Below are 22,945 nucleotides of genomic sequence, written 5' to 3' on the forward strand. Positions count from 1 at the left end.
TCAGCTCCAGCTGTGGCCGCAGGCCGTGCACACGTAGGAGACCCCTCCGTTGTCGCCCAGGACTTGGGCCACATGGGACGAACCGCAGGACGGACAGCCGAGACGGGGACGATCTTGGGACCGTGGATCTTCGGACCTCACGGAGCCGGGAAGCAGAGCGGCGACAAGGGGCAGGTCGGGGACGTGTTTGCGACTCGCAGGCATCGCGCTCCCTCCCGATCGGTCCGTCGCCCCCTCCGGCGCTCCGATTCTGCCATGACCCCGCAAGGGGGTCAGCCCACTTCACGCCCCTACGCAGAAGATCCCGCCCCCAGACGGGGACGGGATCCTGATTGTGGAGCTAAGGAGAATTGAACTCCTGACCTCCTGCATGCCATGCAGGCGCTCTACCAACTGAGCTATAGCCCCGCTGTTCACTGTGTTTCCCTGCGTTTCCGCGCTGCGAACAAGAAGAACTTTAGCCTGTGACCTGCCGGAAAGTGAAATCCGGCCGGAGCCGCCCGGGGACGGCCCGCGAACAGCGTCCGAGCGGTCCTGGGAGACGTCTAGTCGTCGTCGCCGAGCACCGGCTCCGGCAGCGTGCCGGCGTTGTGCTCCAGCAGGCGCCAGCCGCGCGCACCCTCACCCAGGACGGACCAGCAGCAGTTGGACAGCCCGCCGAGCCCTTCCCAGTGGTGCGCCTCCAGGCCCAGCAGACGGCCGATCGTCGTCCGGATCGTGCCGCCGTGGCTGACCACGACGAGCGTGCCGTCGACGGGCAGCTTCTCGGCGTGCTCCAGGACGACCGGCGCGGCCCGGTCGGCGACCTCGGTCTCCAGCTCGCCACCGCCCCTGCGCACCGGCTCACCGCGCTTCCACGCCGCGTACTGCTCGCCGTACCGCTCGACGATCTCCACGTGCGTCAGGCCCTGCCAGTCGCCCGCGTACGTCTCCCGGAGCGCGGCGTCATGGGCCACGGTGAGACCGGTGACGGCCGCGAGCTCGGCGGCCGTGGCGGCCGCCCGCCGGAGGTCGGAGGCGACGACGGCGTCGGGTTTCAGCGAGGCGAGCAGCCGGGCGGCCCGGCGGGCCTGCCCGACGCCCTCGTCGGTGAGCTCGATGTCCGTGGTGCCCTGGAAGCGACGCTCCAGGTTCCACGCGGTCTGGCCGTGACGCCACAGGACGATCTTGCGGCCCCTGCCGCTGCGGCTGCCGTTCAGCTCCGGTCACCTTCCGTGCTGCCGTTGAGCTGTGCATGCTCCTCGGCCTTGCCGCGGGTCTTGATCGCGTCCTCGGGGAGGGCGATCTCCGGGCAGTCCTTCCACAGGCGCTCCAGCGCGTAGAAGACGCGCTCCTCGCTGTGCTGGACGTGGATGACGATGTCGACGTAGTCGAGGAGGATCCAGCGGGCGTCGCGGTCGCCCTCACGGCGCACCGGCTTGGCGCCGAGCTCCTTCTGGAGCCGCTCCTCGATCTCGTCGACGATCGACTTGACCTGGCGGTCGTTGGGGGCCGAGGCCACTAGGAAGGCGTCGGTGATCGACAGCACATCGCTGACGTCGTAGGCGATGATGTCGTGCGCGAGCCGGTCGGCTGCCGCCTGAGCGGCGGCGTTGATGAGCTCGATGGAGCGGTCCGTGGCGGTCACATGCAGGCTTTCGTCGGCGGTCGGATGCAACCTCTAGGGTCTCACGGACCGCCGACAACCCTTCCCGCCGACGATCAGCCGGTCTTGTAGTCCTGTCCCAGTACGGCGGACACGTCGGCGTTGGCGGCCGGCTCGCCCTTCTTCACCGCACCGGCGGGCAGCCCCAGGGTCTTGGCGACCTCCGTGGCCTTCTCCTTGTCCTCGGCGCTCCGGTAGAGCACGACGGACCTGGCCTCGTCCTTGGCCTTGCCACTGTCCACGAAGGCGTAGCCGCCGTTGACCAGCGTGATCCGGGCGGATTCCCCGACGCGCGCGTCCCCGGTCGCGTTGCGGACGGCGACCCGGAGGGGCGCGCCCTCCTCGGGAGCCTTCACCGTGCCGCCCAGGATGTCCTTGACGACGCTGCGGGTGGCCGCGTCGGTGAGGGTGCCGTCGTCCTGGACCGGCAGCATCGCCGTCTTGTAGTCACCGACCTTGGCGCGCGAGGCCAGCTTGGCGAGCGAGGCCCCGAGGTCCTTCTCCGGCAGCGACGGGTCCAGGACCTGCGCCAGCGTCTCCACGGTGACGGTCGCGGCCTTGGGATCCTCCGAGATCTTGCGCAGCACCGCGCGCATGACCTCCCCGAACCGTGTCAGCTGCTCGGCCTCGGCCTCCCCGGGTGCGAGATAGGTGGCGTACGCGACGGCCATCGGACCGCTGAGCGTCTGCGCCTCCCCCTTCCGTACCAGGGGAGCGGCACCCTTCTTGGCGTCGGGAACATCGATGTCGGTGTCCATCTCGATGTTCCCGACCTGCTCGACGAGGATCTCCAGATACGGGGTGTCCAACCGCCAGGTACCGCTGATCTTCGTGCCCAGGAGGGCTTCGATCGACTCCCGGGTGCCGGTCCTGCCGTCGTCGTCGACGGACTTGCCGAGCGTGGTGGTGGAGCCGTCGTCGCCGGCGACGGCGAGGGTGTTGGGCAGCAGGACGGTGGTGCCCTGCTCGGTGGTGGTGTTGTCGACGAGCAGGGCCGTCGAGGTGCCGCCCTTCTTGGTGTTGTGCAGGTGCACGACGATCACGTCGCGCTGCTGCGCACCGGCGGCGACGGCCTTCTTCTCCTCCTTGCCGGAGAGGCCGGGGAGCATGTCGGCGGACCAGAGGTACCCGACGCCGCCGACGACCACGAGCACGGCGACGACGATCAGCGCGATCATCCGGTTGCGGCCCTTGCGCCGCGCTTCCTCGCGCCGCTCGCTGCGGCTCTCGGTGAACTTCAGCCAGTCGATGACGTCTTCGGAGTCCTCGTCGGGCTCCTCGATGAACGAGAACTGCTCGGTGCGGTAGTCCGGTGCGGGGCCGCGCTGCCCGGGAACGGCGGGGTCCGCGCCGGCCGCCTGCTCCCGCTCGGGGGCCTGTTCGCGCTCGGGCCGCGCGGCCGGCTGCGGTGCCTGTTCCGGAGCGGGGGCGGTGCCCTGGTGCGGGATGTTCCACTGCTGGCCGGTGTCCACGGCGGCGGGCTGCTGCCCGGTGGCGTAGCCGTGGTCGGGGTAGCCCCCGTATCCGTAACCCTGGTCGTATCCCTGGTCGGCGCCTTGGCCGTATCCCTGGTCGGCGCCTTGGCCGTATCCCTGGTCGGCGCCCTGGCCGGCTTGGCCCGCGTAGGGGTCGTACGGCTGGGCCTGGGGCTGGGCCTGGGGCTGCTGGGACTGGCCGTACGGGTCGTATCCGTGCCCCGCGTCCGGCACCTGCCCCTGGCCGCCCCGGCCCGGGTTCTGCGCCTGCCCCTGGTCCTGCTGGGCGGCGTAGGGGTCGTACTGCTCCTGGCCCTGCTGCTGCCCTTGCTGCTGGTACACCGGCCGGCCGTACTCGTCGTAGCCGATGATCTGCGGCTGCGGGTAGTACGGCTCGTGGTCGTACGGGTTCTGTCGGTCGTTCACCGGTGCCCCTCTCCGTGGCTCAGTCGCCGCGGTACAGCTGGCGCTTGTCGATGTAGCGGACCACGCCGTCCGGCACGAGGTACCAGACCGGCTCCCCCTGCGCGACCCTCTCACGGCAGTCCGTGGAGGAGATCGCCAGCGCGGGCACCTCCACGAGGGAGACGCCGCCCTCGGGGAGTCCGTCGTCCGTGAGCACGTGACCCGGCCGGGTCACACCGATGAAGTGGGAGAGCGAGAACAGCTCCTCCGCGTCGCGCCAGGTGAGGATCTGGGACAGCGCGTCGGCGCCGGTGATGAAGAAGAGGTCCGCGTCGCCGTGGGCTTCGCGCAGGTCCCGCAGCGTATCGATGGTGTACGTCGGTCCGCCACGGTCGAGGTCACTGCGGCTGACCGAGAACTGCGGGTTGGACGCGGTGGCGATGACCGTCATCAGATAGCGGTCCTCGGCCGGGGAGACCGTCTTGTGGCTCTTCTGCCACGGCTGCCCGGTCGGGACGAACACGACCTCGTCGAGATGGAACTGGGCGGCCACTTCACTGGCCGCCACCAGGTGTCCATGATGAATAGGGTCGAATGTCCCGCCCATGACGCCGATGCGGCGTTTGCCGGGGCCGGAAGGCACTTCCTGCTCTCCCATGCGTGCAGAGCCTACTGGCACAGCTGTACGCCTCTGCCTCAGCGGTCGCGGTTGAAGCGGGTGGTGACCCAGAGCAGGAACAGCAGCACGAGCAGAGCGCCGCCGCCGGTGAGGTACGGGTTGAGGCTTTCGTGGTTGCCGCCCTCGCCACCCTCGGAGGCGAGAGTGACCAGCTGGTGTGCGGTGCTCGTGAGGCTCATCTTCGGCAGGACCTATCGATCGTGAGTCGGAAGGAAGACGTCGGGCACATCGTATGCGGGGCCTCCGGGCACGCTCACGCCGACTCAGTCGTTGTCGTCGTTGTTGCGGTATCCGCGCAACAGGAACCAGGCGAGCAGTACCGCTCCGACGATCGAGGCCAGCAGGACGATCCGGAGGGTCGCCCCCGGGCCCTGTTCCTCGGATACGGCGGCGAGCAGTACGGCGGTGTGCGGCATTTCGGGCGCTCCTCATGGTTATCCACAGCCCCCCGCACACGGTACCGCCGGCGCATACGCTGGTTTTTGTCCGGGGGACGAGCAACGTCTCGTACGAACAGGGGGCCATCCATGACCGACAGCAGTCACGAGAACGTGCCGAGCAGGGCGCGCAGGCGATTCCCCGGGATCTCGTCCCGGGCCTACGAGCACCCGGCGGACCGCTCGGCCCTGGTGGCCCTGCGCAGGCTCACCGGCTTCGACACCGTGTTCAAGGCGCTCAGCGGGCTGCTCCCGGAGCGCAGCCTGCGGCTGCTCTTCCTCTCCGACTCCGTCCGGGTGAGCGAAGCGCAGTTCGCCCACCTCCACGACATGCTGCGCGACGCGTGTTACATCCTGGACCTGGAGAAGGTCCCGCCGATGTACGTCAAGCAGGACCCGCAGCCCAACGCCATGTGTATCGGGCTGGACGAGCCGATCATCGTGGTCACCACCGGCCTGGTCGAGCTGCTCGACGAGGAGGAGATGCGGGCGGTGGTGGGCCACGAGGTGGGCCACGCGCTCTCCGGCCACTCGGTGTACCGGACGATACTGCTCTTCCTGACCAACCTGGCCGTGAAGGTCGCCTGGATCCCCCTGGGCAATGTGGCGATCATGGCCATCGTGACGGCGCTGCGCGAGTGGTTCCGCAAGTCCGAGCTCTCCGCCGACCGGGCAGGTCTCCTGGTCGGCCAGGACATCCAGGCCTCGATGCGCGGCTTGATGAAGATCGCCGGTGGCAACCACCTCCACGAGATGAACGTGGACGCCTTCCTCGCCCAGGCCGACGAGTACGAGAAGGGCGGCGATCTGCGGGACTCGGTCCTCAAGATCCTCAATGTGCTGCCCCGGACGCACCCCTTCACCACGGTGCGGGCCGGCGAGCTGAAGAAGTGGTCGGAGACCCGCGACTTCCAGCGGATCATGGACGGCCACTACCCCCGGCGCGACGAGGACAAGGACGCCTCGGTGTCGGACTCGTTCCGGGAGTCCGCCTCGCACTACGCCGACACGGTGCGCACGAGCAAGGACCCGCTGATGAAGCTGGTCGGTGACATCGCCGGGGGTGCCGGGGACCTGGGCGGCAAGCTGCGCGACAGGTTCGCCGGAGGTGCCGCCGGGGCGAAGGGTGGTGCCAGCGGTTCGGCTACCGGCTCGGACGGAAGCTCCGAAGGGCCTCAGGGGCCCGAGGAGGGACCGCCGAGGGCGTAGCGGTCCCGGGGGTTCCGGAGGGGGCGGGGGCGCCCAGCGGCGCCAGGGTCCCGCAGAGTGCCGCCGCGGCCCGGCCCGGGGCGTACGGGTCGGTGGCCGCGGGGCCCCGGTCGTCGGCCCGCTCCCCCGCCAGGAGCGGGCGCAGCGCCCCGGTCGTACCGGCCGAGCAGGACTGCGGACCGGCCTGTACGTGGGCGGTGCGCAGCTCCAGCCGGTGCAGCCGCAGGTCCTCCCGGTCGAAGCGGAAGTGCAGCTCGCGCCGGACGGTGAAGAGCGAGGCGCCGTTCTCCTTCGGGGGGCCGTCCGCCGGGCGCAGGGCGTAGGTGAAGGTGTGGTCCGAGACGACCTCCAGGGTGCCCGCGCCGTCCTCCGCGTACGCGAGGGTGCCCTGGACCCGGACCTGCGGGTCCGCGAGCTCCACCCGCGCCGGGTCGAAGCGCACCAGCCAGCCGGCGGCGGCGTGCAGCCCGTCGTCGGCGGGGCTGCTCATGGACCGTTCGAACTGGCCCCGCTGGTCGGGGTCCAGGAGCTGTTCGACGGGCCTGCGGACCTGGCCGGTGAGAACGTCCGGGTTGAGCGAGGACTCCACCAGATAGTCCTTGACGATGGCGAGGGCAGTGGTGATCTGGCTGTCCGAGAAGTTCTGCGTGCGCCGTACGGAGGGGAGGTTGATGCCCTGCGCACCGGTCCGGAAGCCGGAGAGCGAGGCGGCCCGGTAGAGCCGCTCGGGTGATCCGCTGGGTACGGCTGCGCGCGGGGCGAGGGGCACCACGGTGGTCCGCAGCGGCTCGGCGCGCCGGGTGACGGGCTGCGGATAGGGGTTGCGGAAGCCGATGTAGACGGCCGTGGCGAAGGCCAGGGCGATGAGGACGACCAGCACGATGGCGGCCCTGGAGCCGTGGGCGGCCGGGGCCACCGGCTCCGGCAGCGTCCGCACGGCGCGGGCGTGCTCGCCCATCCGCTCCTGGGCTGAGAACTCCTGCATGCGGGCACTGCGGATGAACGATTCGTCGAAGACGAGCGAGCGGTACTCGTCCTCGCCGCCCTCGGGGTTCTCGGGCGGGCCGTTCGGCGGTTCTGAGCGGCCTGTCATGACTTCTCTCCCGATCTCCACACCACCGGTCTGCCCGGTGCGCGACGGTCTGCTTCGACCATCGGGCGTCCGGCAGCGAGAAGCCCCCCGGGAAGCGAGGGGTCACATCTTCAGAGTAGGTCGATCGGCGCGTACGTAAACGCGGAGCGCGGCGAGAAGTGGTACCGGCCGGGACCGCCGGACGGGTGACAGGGTTGAGGCGGACCGGCCACCCGGCCCGGGAAACGGCGTGGCACGGCTCAGGGGGCGCCGGGTGTGGCGGAGACCACCGGGCGGGAGTCGACCACGGGGGCCGGCGGAATCGCCCCGGGCTGGTCCACGCCGCTGGTCACGGGCGGCACCACCGGGTCCTGGCGGCTCGCCGACGTGCCCCGGTAGACGGCGGAGAGGGCGAGGGCGACCATGCCGACACCCATCACCAGGGCCAGCAGCCAGGCGACCGGGCGGTGCCAGCGGGCGGCGCCCCGGTAGGGCCGCGGGCCGCCCTGACCGTAGGGGTCCGACTCCCCGTCGTCGTACTCGTCGGGGTCGTAGTCGAGGTCCTGAGGGTCGTGGTAGGTCCGGGGCCGCCTGTGTGGGCCGTGCTCGCCGTCCGAGGGACGGCGCGTGCGACGGGCCCGGGCGGCGTCGGCCTGCGCGCGGGCCTCCGCGGCGGCCAGGAGACGCTCCACGGCGGTGGGTTCGTGGACGGTGGCGGCCCGGACGAAGTCCTCGTCGAACACCACGGAGGCGAAGTCCTTGTCCGCGCCCCCGCGGTCGTCGTCGGGCTCCCAGCCGTCCGGGAACGGCTTGCCCCCCACGTCGTCCGGCACGGATTCAGCGTAGCCGTGCCGGGACCTTTTGGGCAGGTGCTCCGGAAAGTCGTCCGGCGGGCGGCAGGGGGAACATGCGGCCGGTCCATGACCCGCGTGCGCACGCGGGGCGAGATGCCCGGCATGCGCACGGGCGCGTGCGGGCGAGGGGCCGGCTACCGGGTGTGGCCGTCGCCGGTGACGATGTACTTCGTCGAGGTCAGCTCCGGCAGCCCCATCGGGCCGCGGGCGTGCAGCTTCTGCGTGGAGATGCCGATCTCGGCGCCGAAACCGAACTGCCCGCCGTCCGTGAAGCGCGTGGAGGCGTTCACCGCGACCGTGGTCGAGTCGACCAGCTGGGTGAACCGGCGGGCGGCGGCCTGCGATGTGGTCACGATGGCCTCGGTGTGGCCGGAGGACCAGAGCCGGATGTGCGTCACCGCCGCCTCCAGGGAGTCCACGACCGCCGCCGCGATGTCGTACGAGAGGTATTCGGTCTCCCAGTCCTCCGTCGTCGCCGCGACCACGGTGGCCTTGGTGGACTCGGCGTGGGCGAGGACCCGCTCGTCTCCGTGCACGGTGACTCCGGCCTCGGCGAGCGCGTCCAGGGCGAGCGGCAGGAAGGCGTCGGCGACGTCCTTGTGGACGAGCAGGGTCTCGGCGGAGTTGCAGACGCTGGGGCGCGAGGCCTTGGAGTTGATCAGGATGTCGACCGCCATGGACAGGTCCGTCCGGGCATCGACGTACACGTGGCAGTTGCCCGTGCCGGTCTCGATGACGGGGACCGTGGACTCCTCGACGACCGTACGGATCAGGGAGGCGCCGCCGCGCGGGATCAGGACGTCGACCAGGCCGCGGGCGCGCATCAGCTCGCGTACGGAGTCGCGGCTCTCACCGGGGACGAGCTGCACCGCGTCGGCGGGGAGGCCCGAGCCGCCGACCGCGTCGCGCAGGACCCGGACCAGGGCGGTGTTGGAGGCGTAGGCGGAGGAGGAACCGCGCAGCAGGACCGCGTTGCCGGACTTCAGGCAGAGGGCCGCGGCGTCCACGGTGACGTTGGGGCGGGCCTCGTAGATGATGCCGACCACGCCGAGCGGGACGCGGACCTGGCGCAGGTCGATGCCGTTGGGCAGGGTGGAGCCGCGCACCACCTCGCCGACCGGGTCGGGCAGCGCGGCCACGTCGCGTACGTCGGCGGCGATGGCGCGGATGCGCTCCGGGGTGAGGGTGAGCCGGTCGATGACGCCCTCGCTCGTGCCGGCCTCGCGGGCTCGCTCGACGTCCTGCGCGTTGGCCTCGACGATCTCGGCGGTCCGCACTTCGAGGGCGTCCGCGATGGCCAGCAGCGCGTCGTCCTTGGCAGCGCGCGGAAGTGGCGCGATATCTGCGGCGGCCGCACGGGCCCGGTAGGCGGTCTGCGCGACCGGGGACATGTTGTCGTAGGGCGAGAGCGTGGTCATGCCCGCAGAGTAATGCGCACTCTGCGGGCATACGGCACGTATTCCGTGATGCGAGACGCCCGACCCGAGGGGTGGACGCCCCCCGGAGCACCCCGGGGTCAGTAGGGGTGCACGCCGACGGGGGCGGCGGGCGGCGGCCCGTAGCCCTCGGCGATGCGCAGGTGGTACGTCTCGCGGTCGATGACTTCGAGGCCGACGATCTTCCACGGCGGGAGCTGGGCGCTGGAGCGGTGCTCGCCCCACAGCCGCAGCGCGACCGCGGCCGCGTCGTGCAGGTCGCGGGCCTCCTCCCAGTAGCGGATCTCCGCGTGGTCGGTGGCGTAGCGGCTGGTCAGCAGGAAGGGATGGTCGTGCGCGAGCTGTTCCAGGCCGCGTCTGACCTCCCCCAGCGGGGTCTCGGTGCCCGAGACGCTGAGGGTGATGTGCCACAGTTTCGACAGTGGGCGGTCCTCCTGCCGCTCCGTCACCGGCTCCTGTTCGGCGGTGCCTCCCAGGGGCGGGTTCCGGTCGAAATCAGCCCCCGCTCCGACACTCGTCAGGGCGCGGCTGCCCGTGCCTCGGGGCGACGCCCCCGGGCGCGCTCGTCTCACCGGCGGCCTCCTGTGATGTGTTGCTGTGCGGACCCCTGATTCCCCGCTACAAAGTGGACCAGTCCACGGCCTGGTGTGGGGCGGTTTTGGTAAAGGTCCCTGCCCGATGGCGGGACTTTCAGCCGTTTCAGGGGGTGGGGCGGGGCGCGAGAACGACCAGATCGTCCCTGTGTACGACCTCGCGCTCATAGGAGGGGCCCAGTTCACGGGCCAGTTCCCGGGTGGAGCGGCCGAGCAGCTGGGGGATCTCCTTCGCGTCGAAGTTGACGAGTCCGCGGGCCACCGGGGTGCCGCGCGGATCGCGCAGTTCGACCGGGTCGCCGGCGCTGAACTCGCCCTCGACGGCGGAGATCCCGGCGGGCAGCAGCGAGGTGCGGCGCTCCACCACGGCCCGTACGGCGCCGTCGTCCAGGGTGAGCGCGCCCTGCGGGGTGGAGGCATGGGCGAGCCACAGGAGCCGGTCGGCGGAGCGGCGGCCGGTGCGGTGGAAGTACGTACCGGTGTCGCGGCCCGCCAGGGCGTCGGCGGCCCGGCTGGCGGACGTGAGCACGACGGGGACCCCGGCGGCGGTGGCGATACGGGCGGCCTCGACCTTGGTGACCATGCCGCCGGTGCCCACGCCCGCCTTGCCGGCGCTGCCGATGGTGACGCCCGCCAGGTCGTCGGGGCCGGCGACCTCGGCGATCCGGGAGGCGCCGGGGGTGCCGGGCGGGCCGTCGTAGAGGCCGTCCACGTCGGAGAGCAGGACCAGCAGGTCGGCGTGGACGAGGTGGGCGACGAGGGCGGCGAGCCGGTCGTTGTCGCCGAAGCGGATCTCGTCGGTGGCGACGGTGTCGTTCTCGTTGACGACGGGGACGGCGCCCATCTCCAGGAGCTTGTCGAGAGTGCTGTAGGCGTTGCGGTAGTGGGCGCGGCGGCTGGTGTCGTCGGCGGTGAGGAGCACCTGGCCGACGCGGACGCCGTAGCGGGCGAAGGAGGCGGTGTAGCGGGCCACCAGGAGGCCCTGGCCGACGCTGGCGGCGGCCTGCTGGCGGGCGAGGTCCTTGGGCCTGCGGACCAGGCCTAGCGGGGCGAGCCCGGCGGCGATGGCACCGCTGGAGACGAGGACGACCTCGCGTTCGCCGCCGTCCCGGACCTTGGCCAGCACGTCGACGAGGGCGTCGACCCGGTCGGCGTCGAGGCCGCCGGAGGCCGTGGTGAGCGAGGAGGAGCCGACCTTGACGACGATCCTGCGGGCGCCGGTCACATCAGGCCCGCGGCCCGCGCCTGCCCCGTCGGAGGGTGTGCGGAGTGCGCCTTCGGATTCACTTGCCCCTGACACGTACGCCCGTCCCCATCATGTCGTCCTCATCGGCGCCCACAATCTACGCGAGGCGGGCCGTGGGCCGCCGGGTCCGTCTCAGCGGCTGCGACGCCGTCTCCGGGGCGGGTGCCCGGCACGCCGCCCCGCGGGGCCCGGCCGGCCCCTCCGATCGGCTGCGCCATGGGCCGGGGACGAGCCCTTCACGTAATCTTCGGCGGTGTTTCATCAGGCTACGCTCTATACGTGACTGATGAACCCACCCGCAAAAGACGTGTACTTCTCAGGTCGGGCAAAAGCCCCTTCGATGTGGACTCCCTCGAACAGTCCCTCCACAGAGACGTCTTTGCGACGAACGCGGGAAATCTGATCTTCAGCGACGCCGCGCACAAGATCCTCACGACGCCACGGACGGAAGTGGTCTCCAACGGGATCAGGACGATCGCGTCCGAGGCGGAGCGCATCAACGAGGAGTACGACGCCTTCGTCGTCCCCCTGGCCAACGCCTTCCGCCCCTCGTTCGAGCGGTCGTTGACGCGGATGACGCAGCTGATCACCAAGCTGCGGATCCCCGTCGTCGTCCTGGGCGTCGGCGCCCAGGCCGACCTGAAGTACAACGCGGCGCGGCTCAAGCCGCTGGAGCCGGCGGTCAGGGCGTTCGTCACGGCGGTCCTCGACCGCAGCGCCTCGATCGGCGTGCGGGGCGAGTTCACGGAGCAGTACCTCAAGGACATGGGGTTCCGGGACGTCGAGGTCATCGGCTGCCCCTCCATGTTCATGCACGGCGAGACGTTCACCGTCGACAAGCGCGTGGAGTCGCTGACCTCCGAGTCACGCGTCTCGGTCAACGGTTCGCACAGCGCCGTCCGCTCGCAGGGGATGGACTCCATCATCCGGCAGGCCCACCAGCGCTATCCGAACCTCAGGTTCATCGGACAGAACCTCCTCGAAGGGGAGCTGCTGCACTGGCGCGAGACGTCCCACGTCTCCGGTACGCAGACCTCGATGCCGACGCACCCCTCGCACCCCATGTACCGCGAGGGCAAGGTCCGCCTCTACATCGACCCGGCCACCTGGATCAGCGAACTCCGGGAGTTCGACTTCTCCTTCGGCTCCCGCATCCACGGCAACATCGCGGCGTTGCTGGCCGGTGTCCCCAGTACCGTCCTGTGCAGCGACTCCCGGACCCTGGAGCTCTGCCGGTACTTCGGAATCCCGCACCGCGAGATCACCGAGGTCCCCAAGGACATCGACCCCGCCGAGCTCTACGAGGCGGCCGACTTCGGTGAGCTGGTGAACGGACACAAGGAGCGGTTCCTCCGCTTCACCGGGTTCATGGAGAAGAACGGCCTGGAGAACACCTTCACGCACGGCGACGGCGGTGCGGCGTTCGAGGCGCAGCTGGCCGGACTCACGCTCCCGCCCGCGGCCCGCCCGTGGACCGACAGCGACCCCGAGGCGCTGAGCGGCCGTCTCGGCTGGCTGCGGAGCCGCATGGAGGAGCTGTCCGCGGAGAACGCCCAATTGCGCAACCAGCTCGCCAAGAAGAGCGTCCCGGTCAACATCAAGGTGCAGGCGGGAGAGGGAAAGACCGCCTGGCCGTCGGCCTACCGCCGGGCCCGTCGTGTGGTGGGACGCCCGGTCAAGAGACTGCTGCGCCCCGAGTAGCGAGGAAGACCGAAGGGCGCCGCCACCGGCTCGGAGTACCTCCGCCGTGGCGCGGTGACCGTCCGGATCAGCTCCGCGATGCCCGCCGCGGAGCAGCCATGGCGGCTCGCGCCGTCCTGCGCGCCTTGCGCGCCAGGCGTCGCATGAAGACCGCGGCGGACTGCCGCTGCGGCACCTTGGGCTTCCCGCCACCGATCCGTTCGGTCACCGTCAGCTCGTACGCCGAGTCCGGCAGTCCTCCTCGCTCGCCGAAGTACGGGTAGGCGAGGTGGAGGCGCCCCCGGACGCCCTTGCGGACCGCCTTGGGTTCCTTCTTGTCCTTCACGAACTGCAGGATGCCCAGGAGGAGATCGAGCCGCCCCTGGGCCACGCAGACCAGCCGGAGCCTCTCCTGGACCTTGAGGCGGCGGGCCAGCCCCGGTGTCCAGTACTCCTCCAGCAGCGGGGCCGCCAGTTCCATCTTCTTCCGCTGCACCGCCTGGCTCTGCCGCAGCAGCGCGGGGCCGAACTGCGGCAGCAGGGTGATGACGAAGGGCCGGACCATCAGGACGTCACGCTGCGGCCCCGGCGGGACATGGGCGGCGATGAGCTTCATGAGCGCCCTGGCGGAGTCGAAACGCAGCACGTAGGTGCCGCTCTTCGTGACGTGCTTGCCGTCGTCCCGGCCCACCAGGTAGTAGCAGGTGTAGTCGGCGACGACGGAGACCCCGTTGCCGCGCAGGTACGCCTCCATGGTGAACAGGGCGTCCTCGCCGGTCTTCAGCTGCTCGTCGAAGGTCAGGCCGAGCCGGGTGAGGAGGTCGCGCCGGAACAGCTTCTGCGCGCTCAGCGTGAACTTGATGTTGGACGTGTACAGGTCGGCTCGCTCGACCGTCTGCTTCCACATGGACTTGGCCGCACCGCGATTGACGCCGACGACCTTTCCGAGCACCACGTCCGTGCCCGCCCGGTCGCCCATGGCGACCATGCGCTCCAGGGCTTCCTCGCCTAAGTAGTCGTCGGCGTCGAGGAAGAAGACGTACCGGCCGCGGGCCAGCTTCAGGCCGACGTTCCGCGGACCGCTGGGGCCTCCGGAATTGGCCTGCCGGACCACCCGCGTGGGAATCGCCGTCCGCGCCGCGAACTCCTCCAGGTACTCGCCCGTGCCGTCCGTGGAACCGTCGTCGACCGCGACGACCTCCAGGCGCCCGGCCCCGATCGTCTGCGCCTCCACGGACTCCAGACACCGGATGAGGTAGGGCATCGCCTCATACGCCCCGATGATCACGGTGACATCGGGCTTGTCGTTCGTCCTGGTCATGTCGGCCATCCGCACCCGTCGATTGGATCACGAAAGAGGGCCAATGACCGACTCTGCACGCTTTATGCGTCAACACGCCGAACGGCCCGTACATCTGCCCCGGAAGGAAGACGTACGGGCCGCCGTCACGGTTGCTTTTGCTTCGGCAACTGCGCTCCGGCGCACGCTTCAGCGCGCCGCCGAGGTCCCCTCGCTGACCGCGGTCTGCGCCGCCGCGTCCAACTCGCCCTCGGCCTCGGACGCGCCCATCGCGTCCGGGTCCGCCGCCACACCGGCCTCGGCCAGTGCCTCCGGCTCGCCCGTACCGACGCCGCTGGAGGCCGCCTCGCGGTCCGGGACGGCCAGGGCCTGGTCGCCGAGCCGCTGGGCGACACCCGCGTTGCGGGCCTCCGCCCTGGCGGTGAGCGCCCGTACGGCGGCGTTGAACTGCTCCATGGAGGTCGGCTCGTCCGGCCCCAGGAGGTAGGTCTTCAGCTCACGGCGGGCGTCCGCCAGCGCGTCCGCCGCCGGGTCGGCCACCGCGGTCAGCAGCTCGTCGAGTTCCTCGGCGCTGTTGGAGAGGATCACCGCGGCCCGTACGGCGGTGTTCTGCCGCTTGAACTCCTCGGCACCGAGCGCCGCGGAGTCGGTGACCGCGTACGGCTTGCCGCTGGCGATGAAGTCGGAGACCACGCTGGAGATGTCCGAGACCATGGCGTCGGACTCGTTGAAGCAGTCGTACAGCTTGGGCTGCGCGCCCGTCACCGTACGGTGCTCCCACCAGCCGAAGGACCGCCAGTAGGCGTCGTTCCACGCGGCCCGCAGCTGCGCGGTCTCCGCCTCGCGGGCGGGGTCGGCGAGCGAGACCCTCGACTTCTCGGCGTCGTCCCCGCCGGAGCGGCCCACGACCTCGAGCCCCGCGAGGCGGGCGTCGATGCGTACCAGCTCGGCCTTGGCGGCACTGTGGGCGGCGGACGCCCGCTCGGCCTCCTTCGCCCAGCGGGGCTCGGCGGCGCGTTGGCCGGCCGCCTGCCCCAGCATCCCCCGGATGCGGGCGTCGACCGCCCTGGCCTTGGCGCTGCGGATGCCGGTGAAGGGGTGCGGCTTGTAGATGATCCGGACCGGGTCGTCGGCGGCCAGGAGCCGGCGCACGATGTTCTCGCCCGCCAGGAGCAGGGAGGTGTTGCCGGGGTTGTCGTCCCAGCCCTCCCAGGTGGGCGCGTACAGCACGGTCGGGATGGGGTTCTTGACCGAGCCCGTCCAGCTCTTGATGGGCTCCAGCTGGGGGCGGCCGACCTCGACGATGTCCTCGTCCCGGATGCCCACGTCGGCCAGCGCGTAGCGGTCGCGGCCGGCCCGGCCGGCCGTCCAGACCTCGTCGTAGACCTTGGAGTACGGGTTGACGCTGGCGAGCTTGTCGCTGTCGCCGTGGCCGATGAAGACGTGCTTCATGGTCGGCACCCGCAGGATGTGGATGTTCTTGCCGACGTTGGCCGGATACAGGCAGACCCGAACCGTGGAGAGGTTCAGGTTCATCAGGTGGGTGCCGGCCGGGACGCAGAGCACCGGGACGGAGGTGTCGGACAGCTGCGGGACCAGGCCGCGCTCCCGCATGATGATCAGCGGCCGGCCCTCGACGCGGGCCATGGTCTCCAGCCACATGTTGCCCTGGTAGGCGGACTCGTTGGAGCCGGAGAAGTAGAGCACCACGGTCGGCTGGTACTCGCGCAGCCAGGTGTCGACGGCCTTGAGCACGGCGGCGGCCGGCGGCACCAGGCGGCTACGGCGCACGTACGGGAGCAGCGCCGCGAGGTAGGTCAGGGCGAGCAGCAGGGTGAGCGCGGCGCCCACGTAGCCGATGACGTCCTCGCCGGTCCCAGCGGCGATCACGATGGCGGCCATCGCCGGGATGTCGAGGTGCAGCATCTTCTCCGCGCAGCGGCGCAGCAGCGCACCCGGCGGAGCGTCGGGGATGCGTACGGCGTGCAGGTCCACGTTGCGGGTGACGACCGGCATGGTGCGGCGGAGCCGGATCAGGGTCGTCAGGGCGCCGTGCGGGGCCTGCAGGCCGTAGAAGAGCAGGAAGCAGGCGACCGCCGTGTAGAACAGCGGCTCCTCGGCGAGGTCCAGCCTGGCCAGCAGCAGGATGAGCATCAGCTGACGCAGCAGGAAGCGGATGGGCAGTCCGGCCCGCACCTTGCTGAGCCGGTTGACCAGATAGCTCCCCCGCTGGTGCAGATACCAGTCCGCCGCGTACGTGAGCGCCGCGGCCGCCGCGAAGAACCAGATGTTCGGAATGAGCGCGGCAAGCATGACGCAGGGATATCCCAGCCCCATCAACAACGCTGCCGCCAGTTCTGACCTGCTACCCACGCGGGCCAGGCGAATGGCTGTCGAAATCACGAAGAACCTGCTCCAGGGGGGTGCCGGTTTGATTCACGTATTGAGGTAAATGTGAAGCTGCGGCTTCACGCATTCGGGCCTCTGCGATCGCGCTAAGCGATAACAGAGGCCCGTAAAAGCACAATTGTCAAGAATTATTACACATCTTCTTGACGGTCCAGCACCGAGGCCAGCGCCTGCTCGAACCCGGAGGACGCGGAGGCTCCGGCCGTCGGGTCCTGCTGCCGTACGTCGATGACGTGACCGGTCAGCGCGGAGAGCAGCACGTCCAGCGAGGTGCGCGCCACGGCCTCCGAGGAGAGCAGCGAGCCCTCCGGCTCCTGGCCGAACGCCTTGGTGCGCATCGGCGTCGCGGTCCGCTCCGGGTTGACGCAGTTGACCCTGATCCCCTCCCCCGCCCACTCGTCGGCGAGCGCCTGGGTCAGGTTGACCATCGCGGCCTTGGTGGAGGAGTAGAGGCTGTACTCGGCACGGCCCCGGGTGTAGCTGCTGGAGGTGTAGAGCAGCAACTGGCCCTGGGTCTCGGCGAGGTACTTGTAGGAGGCGCGCGCGATCTGGACGGGGGCCAGGTAGTTGACGTTGAGCGCTTCCTGGATCGTCGTGTTGTCCGTCTCGGCCAGCTTGCCGATGCGCAGGACGCCCGCGGTGTTGATGACGTAGTCGATGCGCCCGGTCTCCGCGTACGCCTTGGAGAGCGCCTCGTCGATGTGGACCGGGTTCTCCACGTGCGTACCGGTGGTGGAACGGCCGAGGGCGTAGACGCTGGAGCCGTAGCTCTCGGCCAGCGTGGCGATGTCGGCGCCGATCCCGTACGAACCGCCGAAGACGACAAGGGTCTTGCCGGAGAGGAGCTCGCGGTAGGCGGCCTCGTCGGCCTGGCGCGGGGCGGCGGTGGAGGCGAGCTGGAAGAGCTTGTCGGTGATGAAGACGTCGACCGGCTGGGTGACCTTCATGTTGTACTCGTCGCCCGCGACCACGTAGATCGGCACGTCGGGGAGGTACTTGAGGACCACCGAACAGTCGTCGGTCGCCTGGAAGTTGGGGTCGCCCGCCGCGATCCGGTAGGCCTTGCGGATGGTGGAGAGCTTGAACGCCTGCGGGGTCTGGCCGCGGCGGAGCCGGGAGCGGTCGGGGACCTCGGTGATGAACTCCCCGTCCTCGCCGTGGGTGCGGGTCACGATGATCGTGTCCGCGGAGGGGATGGCGACGTCGACGGCCTGGTAGCGGTCGAGGGCGTCGACACAGTCCTTGATCACACGCTGTGACAGCAGGGGGCGTACCGCGTCGTGGAAGAGGACGTTGCGGTCCTCACCCTCGGCCAGGCCCTCACCGAGGGCCGCGATGGCACGCTCGGTTGTCTCGTTGCGAGTGGAGCCGCCCTCGATGACGCGGGTGACCTTGGTCAGTTGGGCCTTGGCGACGATCTTCTCGATGTCCGGCACGAAACCGGGCGCCATCAGCACGATGACGTCGTCGATGTCCTCGGCGTTCTCGAAGATGGTCAGCGTGTGCTCGATGACTGCCTTGCCGGCGATCTTCAACAGCTGCTTGGGGATCGACAGCCCCACGCGCTGTCCGGTACCACCGGCGAGAACGACCGCTGTGGTCCGGGGCTTGGCTTCGTTCGGCACAGACACAGACGACCTACCTTGCTATGACGGGGGAACAGTGTGATGGTCGCACTCTCCGTGACCGTCTCGCAAGGTGGACGTCGTCCGCCCCTCGTCCCGCGGAAACCCGCAGTTCACCCTCTGGCCAGGGAGGTTGGATGGTGCGGGCCCGGTACGCGGAGTGATCGAATCCACAGAGGTGTTGCGTAATCGGCACATCCGTGGCCCGGGCACCCGGTGTGCCGCCGAAACGGCCGGGGCCACCCGCTATCCGGGCCCGAGGCTACCGGACGGCTCGGCTCCCTCTGGAGCCGAGCCGTCCGGTCCTGCTTCCCGCTGCTCCTGGTAAGGGGGCGAATGCTCCCTGGAAGGGGGCGAGTGCGCGAGTTGCGACTTAGAAGGGAGCGAGCGCGCGAGTGTTCCTTAGAAGGGGTCGAACTCGTCGTACTCCTTCTGTGCGTCGTCGCGCTCGGCGTCGCGGTCCCGGCGGCGCTGCGCCGCGGGGCGCGGCTCCTCCAGCCGGTGGTCCTCGCCGCGGCGGCCCAGCATCTCGGCGCCGGCCGTCACGGTCGGCTCCCAGTCGAAGACGACCGCGTTCTCCTCGGGCCCGATGGCCACGCCGTCGCCGGCCCGGGCGCCCGCCTTCATCAGGGCGTCCTCGACGCCGAGGCGGTTGAGCCGGTCCGCGAGGTAGCCGACGGCCTCGTCGTTGTTGAAGTCGGTCTGGCGCACCCAGCGTTCGGGCTTCTCGCCGCGCACCCGGTAGATACCCTCGTCGTCCAGGGTGACGGTGAAGCCCGCGTCGTCGACGGCCTTGGGACGGATGACGATGCGGGTCGCCTCCTCCTTCGGCTTGGCCGCACGCGCCTCGGCGATGATCCCGCCGAGCGCGTAACTGAGCTCGTTGAGGCCCTTGTGCGCGATCGCGGAGACCTCGAAGACGCGGTAGCCGCGGGCCTCCAGGTCGGGGCGGATCATGTCGGCGAGGTCCTGGCCGTCCGGGATGTCGATCTTGTTCAGGGCGACGATGCGGGGCCGGTCGTCCAGGCCGCCGTACAGCCGCAGCTCCTCCTCGATCATGTCGAGGTCGGAGACGGGGTCACGGTCGGACTCCAGGGTGGCGGTGTCCAGGACGTGCACGAGCACCGAGCAGCGCTCGACGTGGCGCAGGAACTCCAGGCCCAAACCCTTGCCCTGGCTGGCGCCGGGGATGAGGCCCGGGACGTCGGCGATGGTGTAGACAGTCGAGCCGGCGGTGACGACGCCGAGGTTCGGGACGAGCGTGGTGAACGGGTAGTCCGCGATCTTCGGCTTGGCCGCGGAGAGCACCGAGATCAGCGAGGACTTGCCCGCGCTCGGGTAGCCCACGAGGGCCACGTCGGCGACGGTCTTGAGCTCCAGGACGATGTCCCGGTCCTCACCGGGCTCGCCGAGCAGCGCGAAACCGGGGGCCTTGCGGCGGGCGGAGGCCAGCGCCGCGTTGCCGAGGCCGCCGCGGCCGCCCTGACCGGCCACGAAGGTGGTGCCCTGGCCGACGAGGTCGGCGAGCACGTTCCCCTGCTTGTCGAGGACCACGGTGCCGTCGGGCACGGGCAGGACGAGGTCCTGGCCGTCCTTGCCGGAACGGTTGTCGCCGGCGCCGGGCTGGCCGTTGGTGGCCTTGCGGTGAGGGCTGTGGTGGTAGTCCAGCAGCGTGGTCACGGACTGCTCGACGACGAGGATCACATCGCCGCCCCGTCCGCCGTTGCCCCCGTCGGGGCCGCCCAGCGGCTTGAACTTCTCACGGTGTACGGAGGCGCAGCCGTGGCCTCCGTTACCCGCGGCGGCATGCAGCTCGACGCGGTCCACGAAGGTGGTCATGGTTGGTGCCTCCAGGTACTGCGGTAAATACGGAATTGTCTCTGTCGTAACACGCCGAGGGCGGACCCGCTTCCCCGGTTACCGGGAAAGCTGAGATCCGCCCTCGGAAAGGTGCTGTGTGTCGTTCTGCGCGCGTCGGGAGATCAGACGGCGAGCGGAACGATGTTCACGACCTTGCGGCCACGGTGCGTACCGAACTCCACCGCACCGGCGGTCAGCGCGAACAGCGTGTCGTCGCCGCCACGGCCGACGCCCGTGCCCGGGTGGAAGTGGGTGCCACGCTGGCGGACCAGGATCTCACCGGCGTTGACGGCCTGACCGCCGAAGCGCTTCACGCCGAGCCGCTGAGCATTGGAATCGCGCCCGTTCCGAGTGGACGATGCGCCCTTCTTGTGTGCCATGTGTTCTCAGTCCCTTACTTCGCAGCCGTGGGGATACCGGTGACCTTGATCGCCGTGTACTGCTGGCGGTGACCCTGGCGACGGCGGTAGCCGGTCTTGTTCTTGTAGCGAAGGATGTCGATCTTCGCGCCCTTGTGGTGGTCCACGATCTCGGCCGTGACCTTGATGCCGTCCAGCACCCACGGGTCGCTGGTGACCGCGTCACCGTCGACAACGAGCAGGGTCGAGAGCTCGACCGTGTCGCCAACCTTGGCAGTGGAAATCTTGTCAACCTCAACGATGTCGCCGACAGCTACCTTGTGCTGGCGACCACCGCTGCGCACGATGGCGTACACGCGGATCTCTCTCTCGCTCGGAACGGATCCCCTGATGCCAGCCGCTCGCACGGGCCGGGGCCCGGGGCGATCCGGAAGGATGAGCGGCCTCTCCTGGCGGACGGCGCGAACACCGACCGTTACCGGGAGGGATGTGCTCAGGGGCAGGTGCGTACGGAAACACACCGAGGGTCAAGGTTACGGGGCGGGGGGGTGGGGGGTCAAACCGGGGTGCGGGCGGGAAGACCGTATGCTCGCCGGACAAGCAGACACCTCCCGGAAGGCGCAGCAGTGAACTACAGGGTCCAGCCCACCGCCCAGGTCGACGAGACCGCCGAGATCGGGGCCGGCTCCAGCGTCTGGGAGCTGGCGCAGATCCGTGAGGGCGCGAAGCTCGGTGCGGGCTGCGTGGTCGGCCGCGGCGCGTACGTCGGTACCGGCGTCCGCATCGGCGACAACGTCAAGCTGCAGAACTACGCCCTCGTCTACGAGCCCGCCGAGCTCGGCGACGGCGTCTTCGTGGGACCGGCGGTGGTCCTCACCAACGACCACAACCCACGCTCGGTGGACCCCGACGGCAAGCAGAAGCGCGGCGGCGACTGGGAGGCCGTGGGCGTGAAGGTCGCCGAGGGCGCCTCGCTCGGTGCGCGCTCGGTCTGTGTCGCCCCGGTGCGGATCGGCCGGTGGGCCATGGTCGCGGCCGGTGCCGTGGTGACCAAGGACGTCCCGGACTTCGCCCTGGTCGTCGGCGTACCGGCCCGGCGGATCGGCTGGGTGGGCCGCAGCGGCGTGCGCCTGGTGGCGCGCGAGGGCGAGCCGGGCGTGTGGGAGTGCCCGCAGAGCGGGACGGTGTACGAGGAGAAGGACGGGGTGCTCGGGGAGCGCGCCGCGTAACCCTCCGGGCCGGAGCGCGCCGCAGTAACCCTCCGGGCGGGAGCGCGCCGCGCGGGCCTGGGGGCCGGAGGCGTACCGGGTCCGCACCGCGAGGAGCCCCCCGACCGGCGACGGCGGGGGGCTCCTCGGTGCTGTCCGGCGGTGTCAGCCGCCGATGACGACGCGACGCACACCGGCCCACTTCGCCGGGTCCGTCGTGCGGCGGCCGTCGACCAGGACGCGGACGTCCGGCAGGTCCTCGGCGGCCAGCTCGCGGTACTCGGCGTGGTCGGCCTGGAGGATCGCGGCGGTGACGGCCTGGCTCTCGTGCGGGACGAGGCCGTGGGCGGTCAGCTCATCGGCGGTGTACATCGGGTCCGAGACGAACGGCACCGCGCCGCGCGCCTTCAGGGCCTCGACGACGCCGAAGACGCCGGAGAACGCGGTCTCCTTGACGCCACCGCGGTAGGCGGCGCCCAGCACCAGGACCCCGACGCCGTCCAGGTCGCCGTAGGCGGCGGCCAGCAGGTCGACGGCGTACTCGGGCATCGCGGCGTTCGCCTCGCGGGCCGAGCGGACGACGGTCGCCTCGGGGTCGTTCCACAGGTACATCCGCGGGTAGATCGGGATGCAGTGGCCGCCGACGGCGATGCCGGGCTGGTGGATGTGGCTGTAGGGCTGGCTGTTGCAGGCCTCGATGACCTTCTTGACGTCGATGTCGTTCTTGTCGGCGAACCGGGCGAACTGGTTGGCCAAACCGATGTTGACGTCGCGGTAGGTGGTCTCGGCGAGCTTCGCCAGCTCGGAGGCCTCCGCCGTGCCGAGGTCCCAGACGCCGTTGGGGCGGGGCAGGTCCTCGCGCTCGTCGAAGTCGAGGACGGCCTCGTAGAAGGCGACGCCCGCCGCGGCGGACGCCTCGTCGATGCCGCCGACGAGCTTGGGGTAGCGGCGCAGGTCGGCGAAGACCCGGCCGGTGAGCACGCGCTCCGGGGAGAAGACCAGGTGGAAGTCCTCGCCCGGGGTGAGGCCGGAGCCCTCGGCCAGCATCGGAGCCCAGCGGGTACGGGTCGTGCCGACCGGCAGCGTGGTCTCGTAACTGACCAGGGTGCCGGGCTTCAGGCCCGCCGCGATGGCCCTGGTGGCGTTGTCCATCCAGCCGAAGTCCGGGGTGCCCTCGGCGTCCACGAACAGCGGGACGACGACCACGACGGCGTCGGACGCGGCGACCGCGGCCGTGGTGTCCGTCGTCGCGGAGAACAGGCCGGCGCCCACCGTCTCCTTGAGCTTGACGTCGAGGTCGTACTCGCCGGGGAACGGTTCGGTGGCCGCGTTGACCAGCTCGACGACCTTCTCGTTGACGTCCGCGCCGATGACCTTGTGGCCCTTGGCGGCGAACTGCACGGCGAGCGGAAGCCCGATCTTGCCGAGCGCGACTACACAGATGTTCATCGGG

The 22,945-nt window shown here is 70.4% G+C and carries 22 protein-coding genes and 1 tRNA gene; 3 read left to right on the top strand and 20 right to left on the bottom strand.

What is annotated here, in order from left to right:
* The 8 genes from ACIQAK_RS03640 to ACIQAK_RS03675 form a co-directional block, all read right to left on the bottom strand.
* On the bottom strand, nucleotides 1-204 hold the full coding sequence (locus tag ACIQAK_RS03640) for a hypothetical protein (RefSeq protein ID WP_366387960.1): 204 nt from the start codon (nucleotides 202-204) through the stop codon (nucleotides 1-3).
* Between the two features lie 131 nt (nucleotides 205-335).
* Nucleotides 336-408, bottom strand: a tRNA-Ala gene (locus tag ACIQAK_RS03645).
* A 137-nt stretch (nucleotides 409-545) separates the two neighbouring features.
* On the bottom strand, nucleotides 546-1,199 hold the full coding sequence (locus tag ACIQAK_RS03650) for a histidine phosphatase family protein (protein ID WP_366388590.1): 654 nt from the start codon (nucleotides 1,197-1,199) through the stop codon (nucleotides 546-548).
* Nucleotides 1,196-1,627, bottom strand: a complete 432-nt coding sequence (gene rsfS / locus ACIQAK_RS03655) for a ribosome silencing factor (protein ID WP_366387959.1) — start codon at nucleotides 1,625-1,627, stop codon at nucleotides 1,196-1,198. Before rsfS ends, ACIQAK_RS03650 begins: the two co-directional genes overlap by 4 nt.
* Nucleotides 1,628-1,701: 74 nt before the next feature.
* On the bottom strand, nucleotides 1,702-3,546 hold the full coding sequence (locus ACIQAK_RS03660) for a LytR C-terminal domain-containing protein (protein ID WP_366387958.1): 1,845 nt from the start codon (nucleotides 3,544-3,546) through the stop codon (nucleotides 1,702-1,704).
* Between the two features lie 19 nt (nucleotides 3,547-3,565).
* Nucleotides 3,566-4,183: a nicotinate-nucleotide adenylyltransferase gene (gene nadD / locus ACIQAK_RS03665; RefSeq protein ID WP_366387957.1), complete on the bottom strand. Its 618-nt coding sequence runs from the start codon at nucleotides 4,181-4,183 to the stop codon at nucleotides 3,566-3,568.
* Between the two features lie 38 nt (nucleotides 4,184-4,221).
* Entirely contained in the window at nucleotides 4,222-4,383 is a 162-nt protein-coding gene (locus tag ACIQAK_RS03670; protein ID WP_366387956.1) for a hypothetical protein, read from the bottom strand.
* A gap of 84 nt (nucleotides 4,384-4,467) precedes the next feature.
* Nucleotides 4,468-4,620 (bottom strand): hypothetical protein, encoded by a 153-nt coding sequence (locus tag ACIQAK_RS03675; RefSeq protein WP_366387955.1) that lies wholly within the window; start codon nucleotides 4,618-4,620, stop codon nucleotides 4,468-4,470.
* Nucleotides 4,621-4,731: 111 nt separating this feature from the next.
* Between ACIQAK_RS03675 and ACIQAK_RS03680 the strand changes: the two genes are divergently transcribed.
* A complete protein-coding gene (locus ACIQAK_RS03680; RefSeq protein WP_366387954.1) occupies nucleotides 4,732-5,850 on the top strand; it encodes a M48 family metallopeptidase in 1,119 nt (372 codons plus the stop codon).
* On the opposite strand, the gene ACIQAK_RS03685 is transcribed toward ACIQAK_RS03680, so the two are convergent.
* From ACIQAK_RS03685 to proB, 5 genes are all read right to left on the bottom strand, one after another.
* Nucleotides 5,786-6,943: a hypothetical protein gene (locus ACIQAK_RS03685; RefSeq protein WP_366387953.1), complete on the bottom strand. Its 1,158-nt coding sequence runs from the start codon at nucleotides 6,941-6,943 to the stop codon at nucleotides 5,786-5,788. The genes ACIQAK_RS03680 and ACIQAK_RS03685 overlap by 65 nt on opposite strands.
* Nucleotides 6,944-7,182: 239 nt before the next feature.
* Nucleotides 7,183-7,755: a hypothetical protein gene (locus tag ACIQAK_RS03690; RefSeq protein WP_366387952.1), complete on the bottom strand. Its 573-nt coding sequence runs from the start codon at nucleotides 7,753-7,755 to the stop codon at nucleotides 7,183-7,185.
* 155 nt (nucleotides 7,756-7,910) lie between these two features.
* Nucleotides 7,911-9,194: a glutamate-5-semialdehyde dehydrogenase gene (locus ACIQAK_RS03695; protein ID WP_366387951.1), complete on the bottom strand. Its 1,284-nt coding sequence runs from the start codon at nucleotides 9,192-9,194 to the stop codon at nucleotides 7,911-7,913.
* Between the two features lie 98 nt (nucleotides 9,195-9,292).
* Nucleotides 9,293-9,784, bottom strand: coding sequence for a hypothetical protein (locus ACIQAK_RS03700; RefSeq protein WP_366387950.1), 492 nt, complete (start codon nucleotides 9,782-9,784; stop codon nucleotides 9,293-9,295).
* 127 nt (nucleotides 9,785-9,911) lie between these two features.
* Nucleotides 9,912-11,030 (bottom strand): glutamate 5-kinase, encoded by a 1,119-nt coding sequence (gene proB, locus ACIQAK_RS03705; protein ID WP_366387949.1) that lies wholly within the window; start codon nucleotides 11,028-11,030, stop codon nucleotides 9,912-9,914.
* A 300-nt stretch (nucleotides 11,031-11,330) separates the two neighbouring features.
* On the opposite strand from proB, the gene ACIQAK_RS03710 reads away from it, so the two are divergent.
* Complete coding sequence (locus ACIQAK_RS03710) at nucleotides 11,331-12,752, top strand: polysaccharide pyruvyl transferase family protein (protein ID WP_366387948.1); 1,422 nt, start codon at nucleotides 11,331-11,333, stop codon at nucleotides 12,750-12,752.
* 67 nt (nucleotides 12,753-12,819) lie between these two features.
* Here the strand turns inward: ACIQAK_RS03710 and ACIQAK_RS03715 are convergent, their stop codons facing one another.
* The 6 genes from ACIQAK_RS03715 to rplU form a co-directional block, all read right to left on the bottom strand.
* Nucleotides 12,820-14,061 (bottom strand): glycosyltransferase family 2 protein, encoded by a 1,242-nt coding sequence (locus tag ACIQAK_RS03715; protein WP_366388589.1) that lies wholly within the window; start codon nucleotides 14,059-14,061, stop codon nucleotides 12,820-12,822.
* 159 nt (nucleotides 14,062-14,220) lie between these two features.
* Nucleotides 14,221-16,344 (bottom strand): hypothetical protein, encoded by a 2,124-nt coding sequence (locus ACIQAK_RS03720; RefSeq protein ID WP_366387947.1) that lies wholly within the window; start codon nucleotides 16,342-16,344, stop codon nucleotides 14,221-14,223.
* A 227-nt stretch (nucleotides 16,345-16,571) separates the two neighbouring features.
* Entirely contained in the window at nucleotides 16,572-18,071 is a 1,500-nt protein-coding gene (locus tag ACIQAK_RS03725) for a bifunctional cytidylyltransferase/SDR family oxidoreductase (protein ID WP_366387946.1), read from the bottom strand.
* A 396-nt stretch (nucleotides 18,072-18,467) separates the two neighbouring features.
* The gene (gene obgE / locus ACIQAK_RS03730; RefSeq protein ID WP_366387945.1) at nucleotides 18,468-19,904 is read right to left on the bottom strand and encodes a GTPase ObgE; all 1,437 of its coding nucleotides are present in this window, start codon (nucleotides 19,902-19,904) and stop codon (nucleotides 18,468-18,470) included.
* A gap of 143 nt (nucleotides 19,905-20,047) precedes the next feature.
* Nucleotides 20,048-20,305 carry a 50S ribosomal protein L27 gene (rpmA, locus tag ACIQAK_RS03735; RefSeq protein WP_015608479.1) on the bottom strand — a complete coding sequence of 86 codons (258 nt, stop codon included), beginning with the start codon at nucleotides 20,303-20,305 and terminating at the stop codon, nucleotides 20,048-20,050.
* A 14-nt stretch (nucleotides 20,306-20,319) separates the two neighbouring features.
* Complete coding sequence (gene rplU / locus ACIQAK_RS03740) at nucleotides 20,320-20,640, bottom strand: 50S ribosomal protein L21 (protein WP_010062939.1); 321 nt, start codon at nucleotides 20,638-20,640, stop codon at nucleotides 20,320-20,322.
* A gap of 270 nt (nucleotides 20,641-20,910) precedes the next feature.
* Here rplU and ACIQAK_RS03745 point away from each other — a divergent pair, with 270 nt between their 5' ends.
* On the top strand, nucleotides 20,911-21,513 hold the full coding sequence (locus ACIQAK_RS03745) for an acyltransferase (RefSeq protein WP_366387944.1): 603 nt from the start codon (nucleotides 20,911-20,913) through the stop codon (nucleotides 21,511-21,513).
* Between the two features lie 144 nt (nucleotides 21,514-21,657).
* On the opposite strand, the gene ACIQAK_RS03750 is transcribed toward ACIQAK_RS03745, so the two are convergent.
* On the bottom strand, nucleotides 21,658-22,941 hold the full coding sequence (locus ACIQAK_RS03750; protein WP_366387943.1) for a nucleotide sugar dehydrogenase: 1,284 nt from the start codon (nucleotides 22,939-22,941) through the stop codon (nucleotides 21,658-21,660).
* Nucleotides 22,942-22,945: the final 4 nt, after the last annotated feature.

Source organism: Streptomyces sp. NPDC088706 (genome assembly GCF_044752765.1).
In the GTDB taxonomy this organism is placed as follows: domain Bacteria; phylum Actinomycetota; class Actinomycetes; order Streptomycetales; family Streptomycetaceae; genus Streptomyces.

Bases quoted from the DNA above. Each gene is read 5' to 3' on its own strand.
- ACIQAK_RS03640 (WP_366387960.1), bottom strand. From the start codon at position 204: ATGCCTGCGAGTCGCAAACACGTCCCCGACCTGCCCCTTGTCGCCGCT.
- ACIQAK_RS03670 (WP_366387956.1), bottom strand. From the start codon at position 4,383: ATGAGCCTCACGAGCACCGCACACCAGCTGGTCACTCTCGCCTCCGAG.
- ACIQAK_RS03750 (WP_366387943.1), bottom strand. From the start codon at position 22,941: ATGAACATCTGTGTAGTCGCGCTCGGCAAGATCGGGCTTCCGCTCGCC.
- ACIQAK_RS03695 (WP_366387951.1), bottom strand. From the start codon at position 9,194: ATGACCACGCTCTCGCCCTACGACAACATGTCCCCGGTCGCGCAGACC.
- ACIQAK_RS03675 (WP_366387955.1), bottom strand. From the start codon at position 4,620: ATGCCGCACACCGCCGTACTGCTCGCCGCCGTATCCGAGGAACAGGGC.
- nadD (WP_366387957.1), bottom strand. From the start codon at position 4,183: ATGGGAGAGCAGGAAGTGCCTTCCGGCCCCGGCAAACGCCGCATCGGC.
- obgE (WP_366387945.1), bottom strand. From the start codon at position 19,904: ATGACCACCTTCGTGGACCGCGTCGAGCTGCATGCCGCCGCGGGTAAC.
- ACIQAK_RS03720 (WP_366387947.1), bottom strand. From the start codon at position 16,344: ATGCTTGCCGCGCTCATTCCGAACATCTGGTTCTTCGCGGCGGCCGCG.
- rpmA (WP_015608479.1), bottom strand. From the start codon at position 20,305: ATGGCACACAAGAAGGGCGCATCGTCCACTCGGAACGGGCGCGATTCC.
- ACIQAK_RS03715 (WP_366388589.1), bottom strand. From the start codon at position 14,061: ATGGCCGACATGACCAGGACGAACGACAAGCCCGATGTCACCGTGATC.
- ACIQAK_RS03680 (WP_366387954.1), top strand. From the start codon at position 4,732: ATGACCGACAGCAGTCACGAGAACGTGCCGAGCAGGGCGCGCAGGCGA.
- ACIQAK_RS03685 (WP_366387953.1), bottom strand. From the start codon at position 6,943: ATGACAGGCCGCTCAGAACCGCCGAACGGCCCGCCCGAGAACCCCGAG.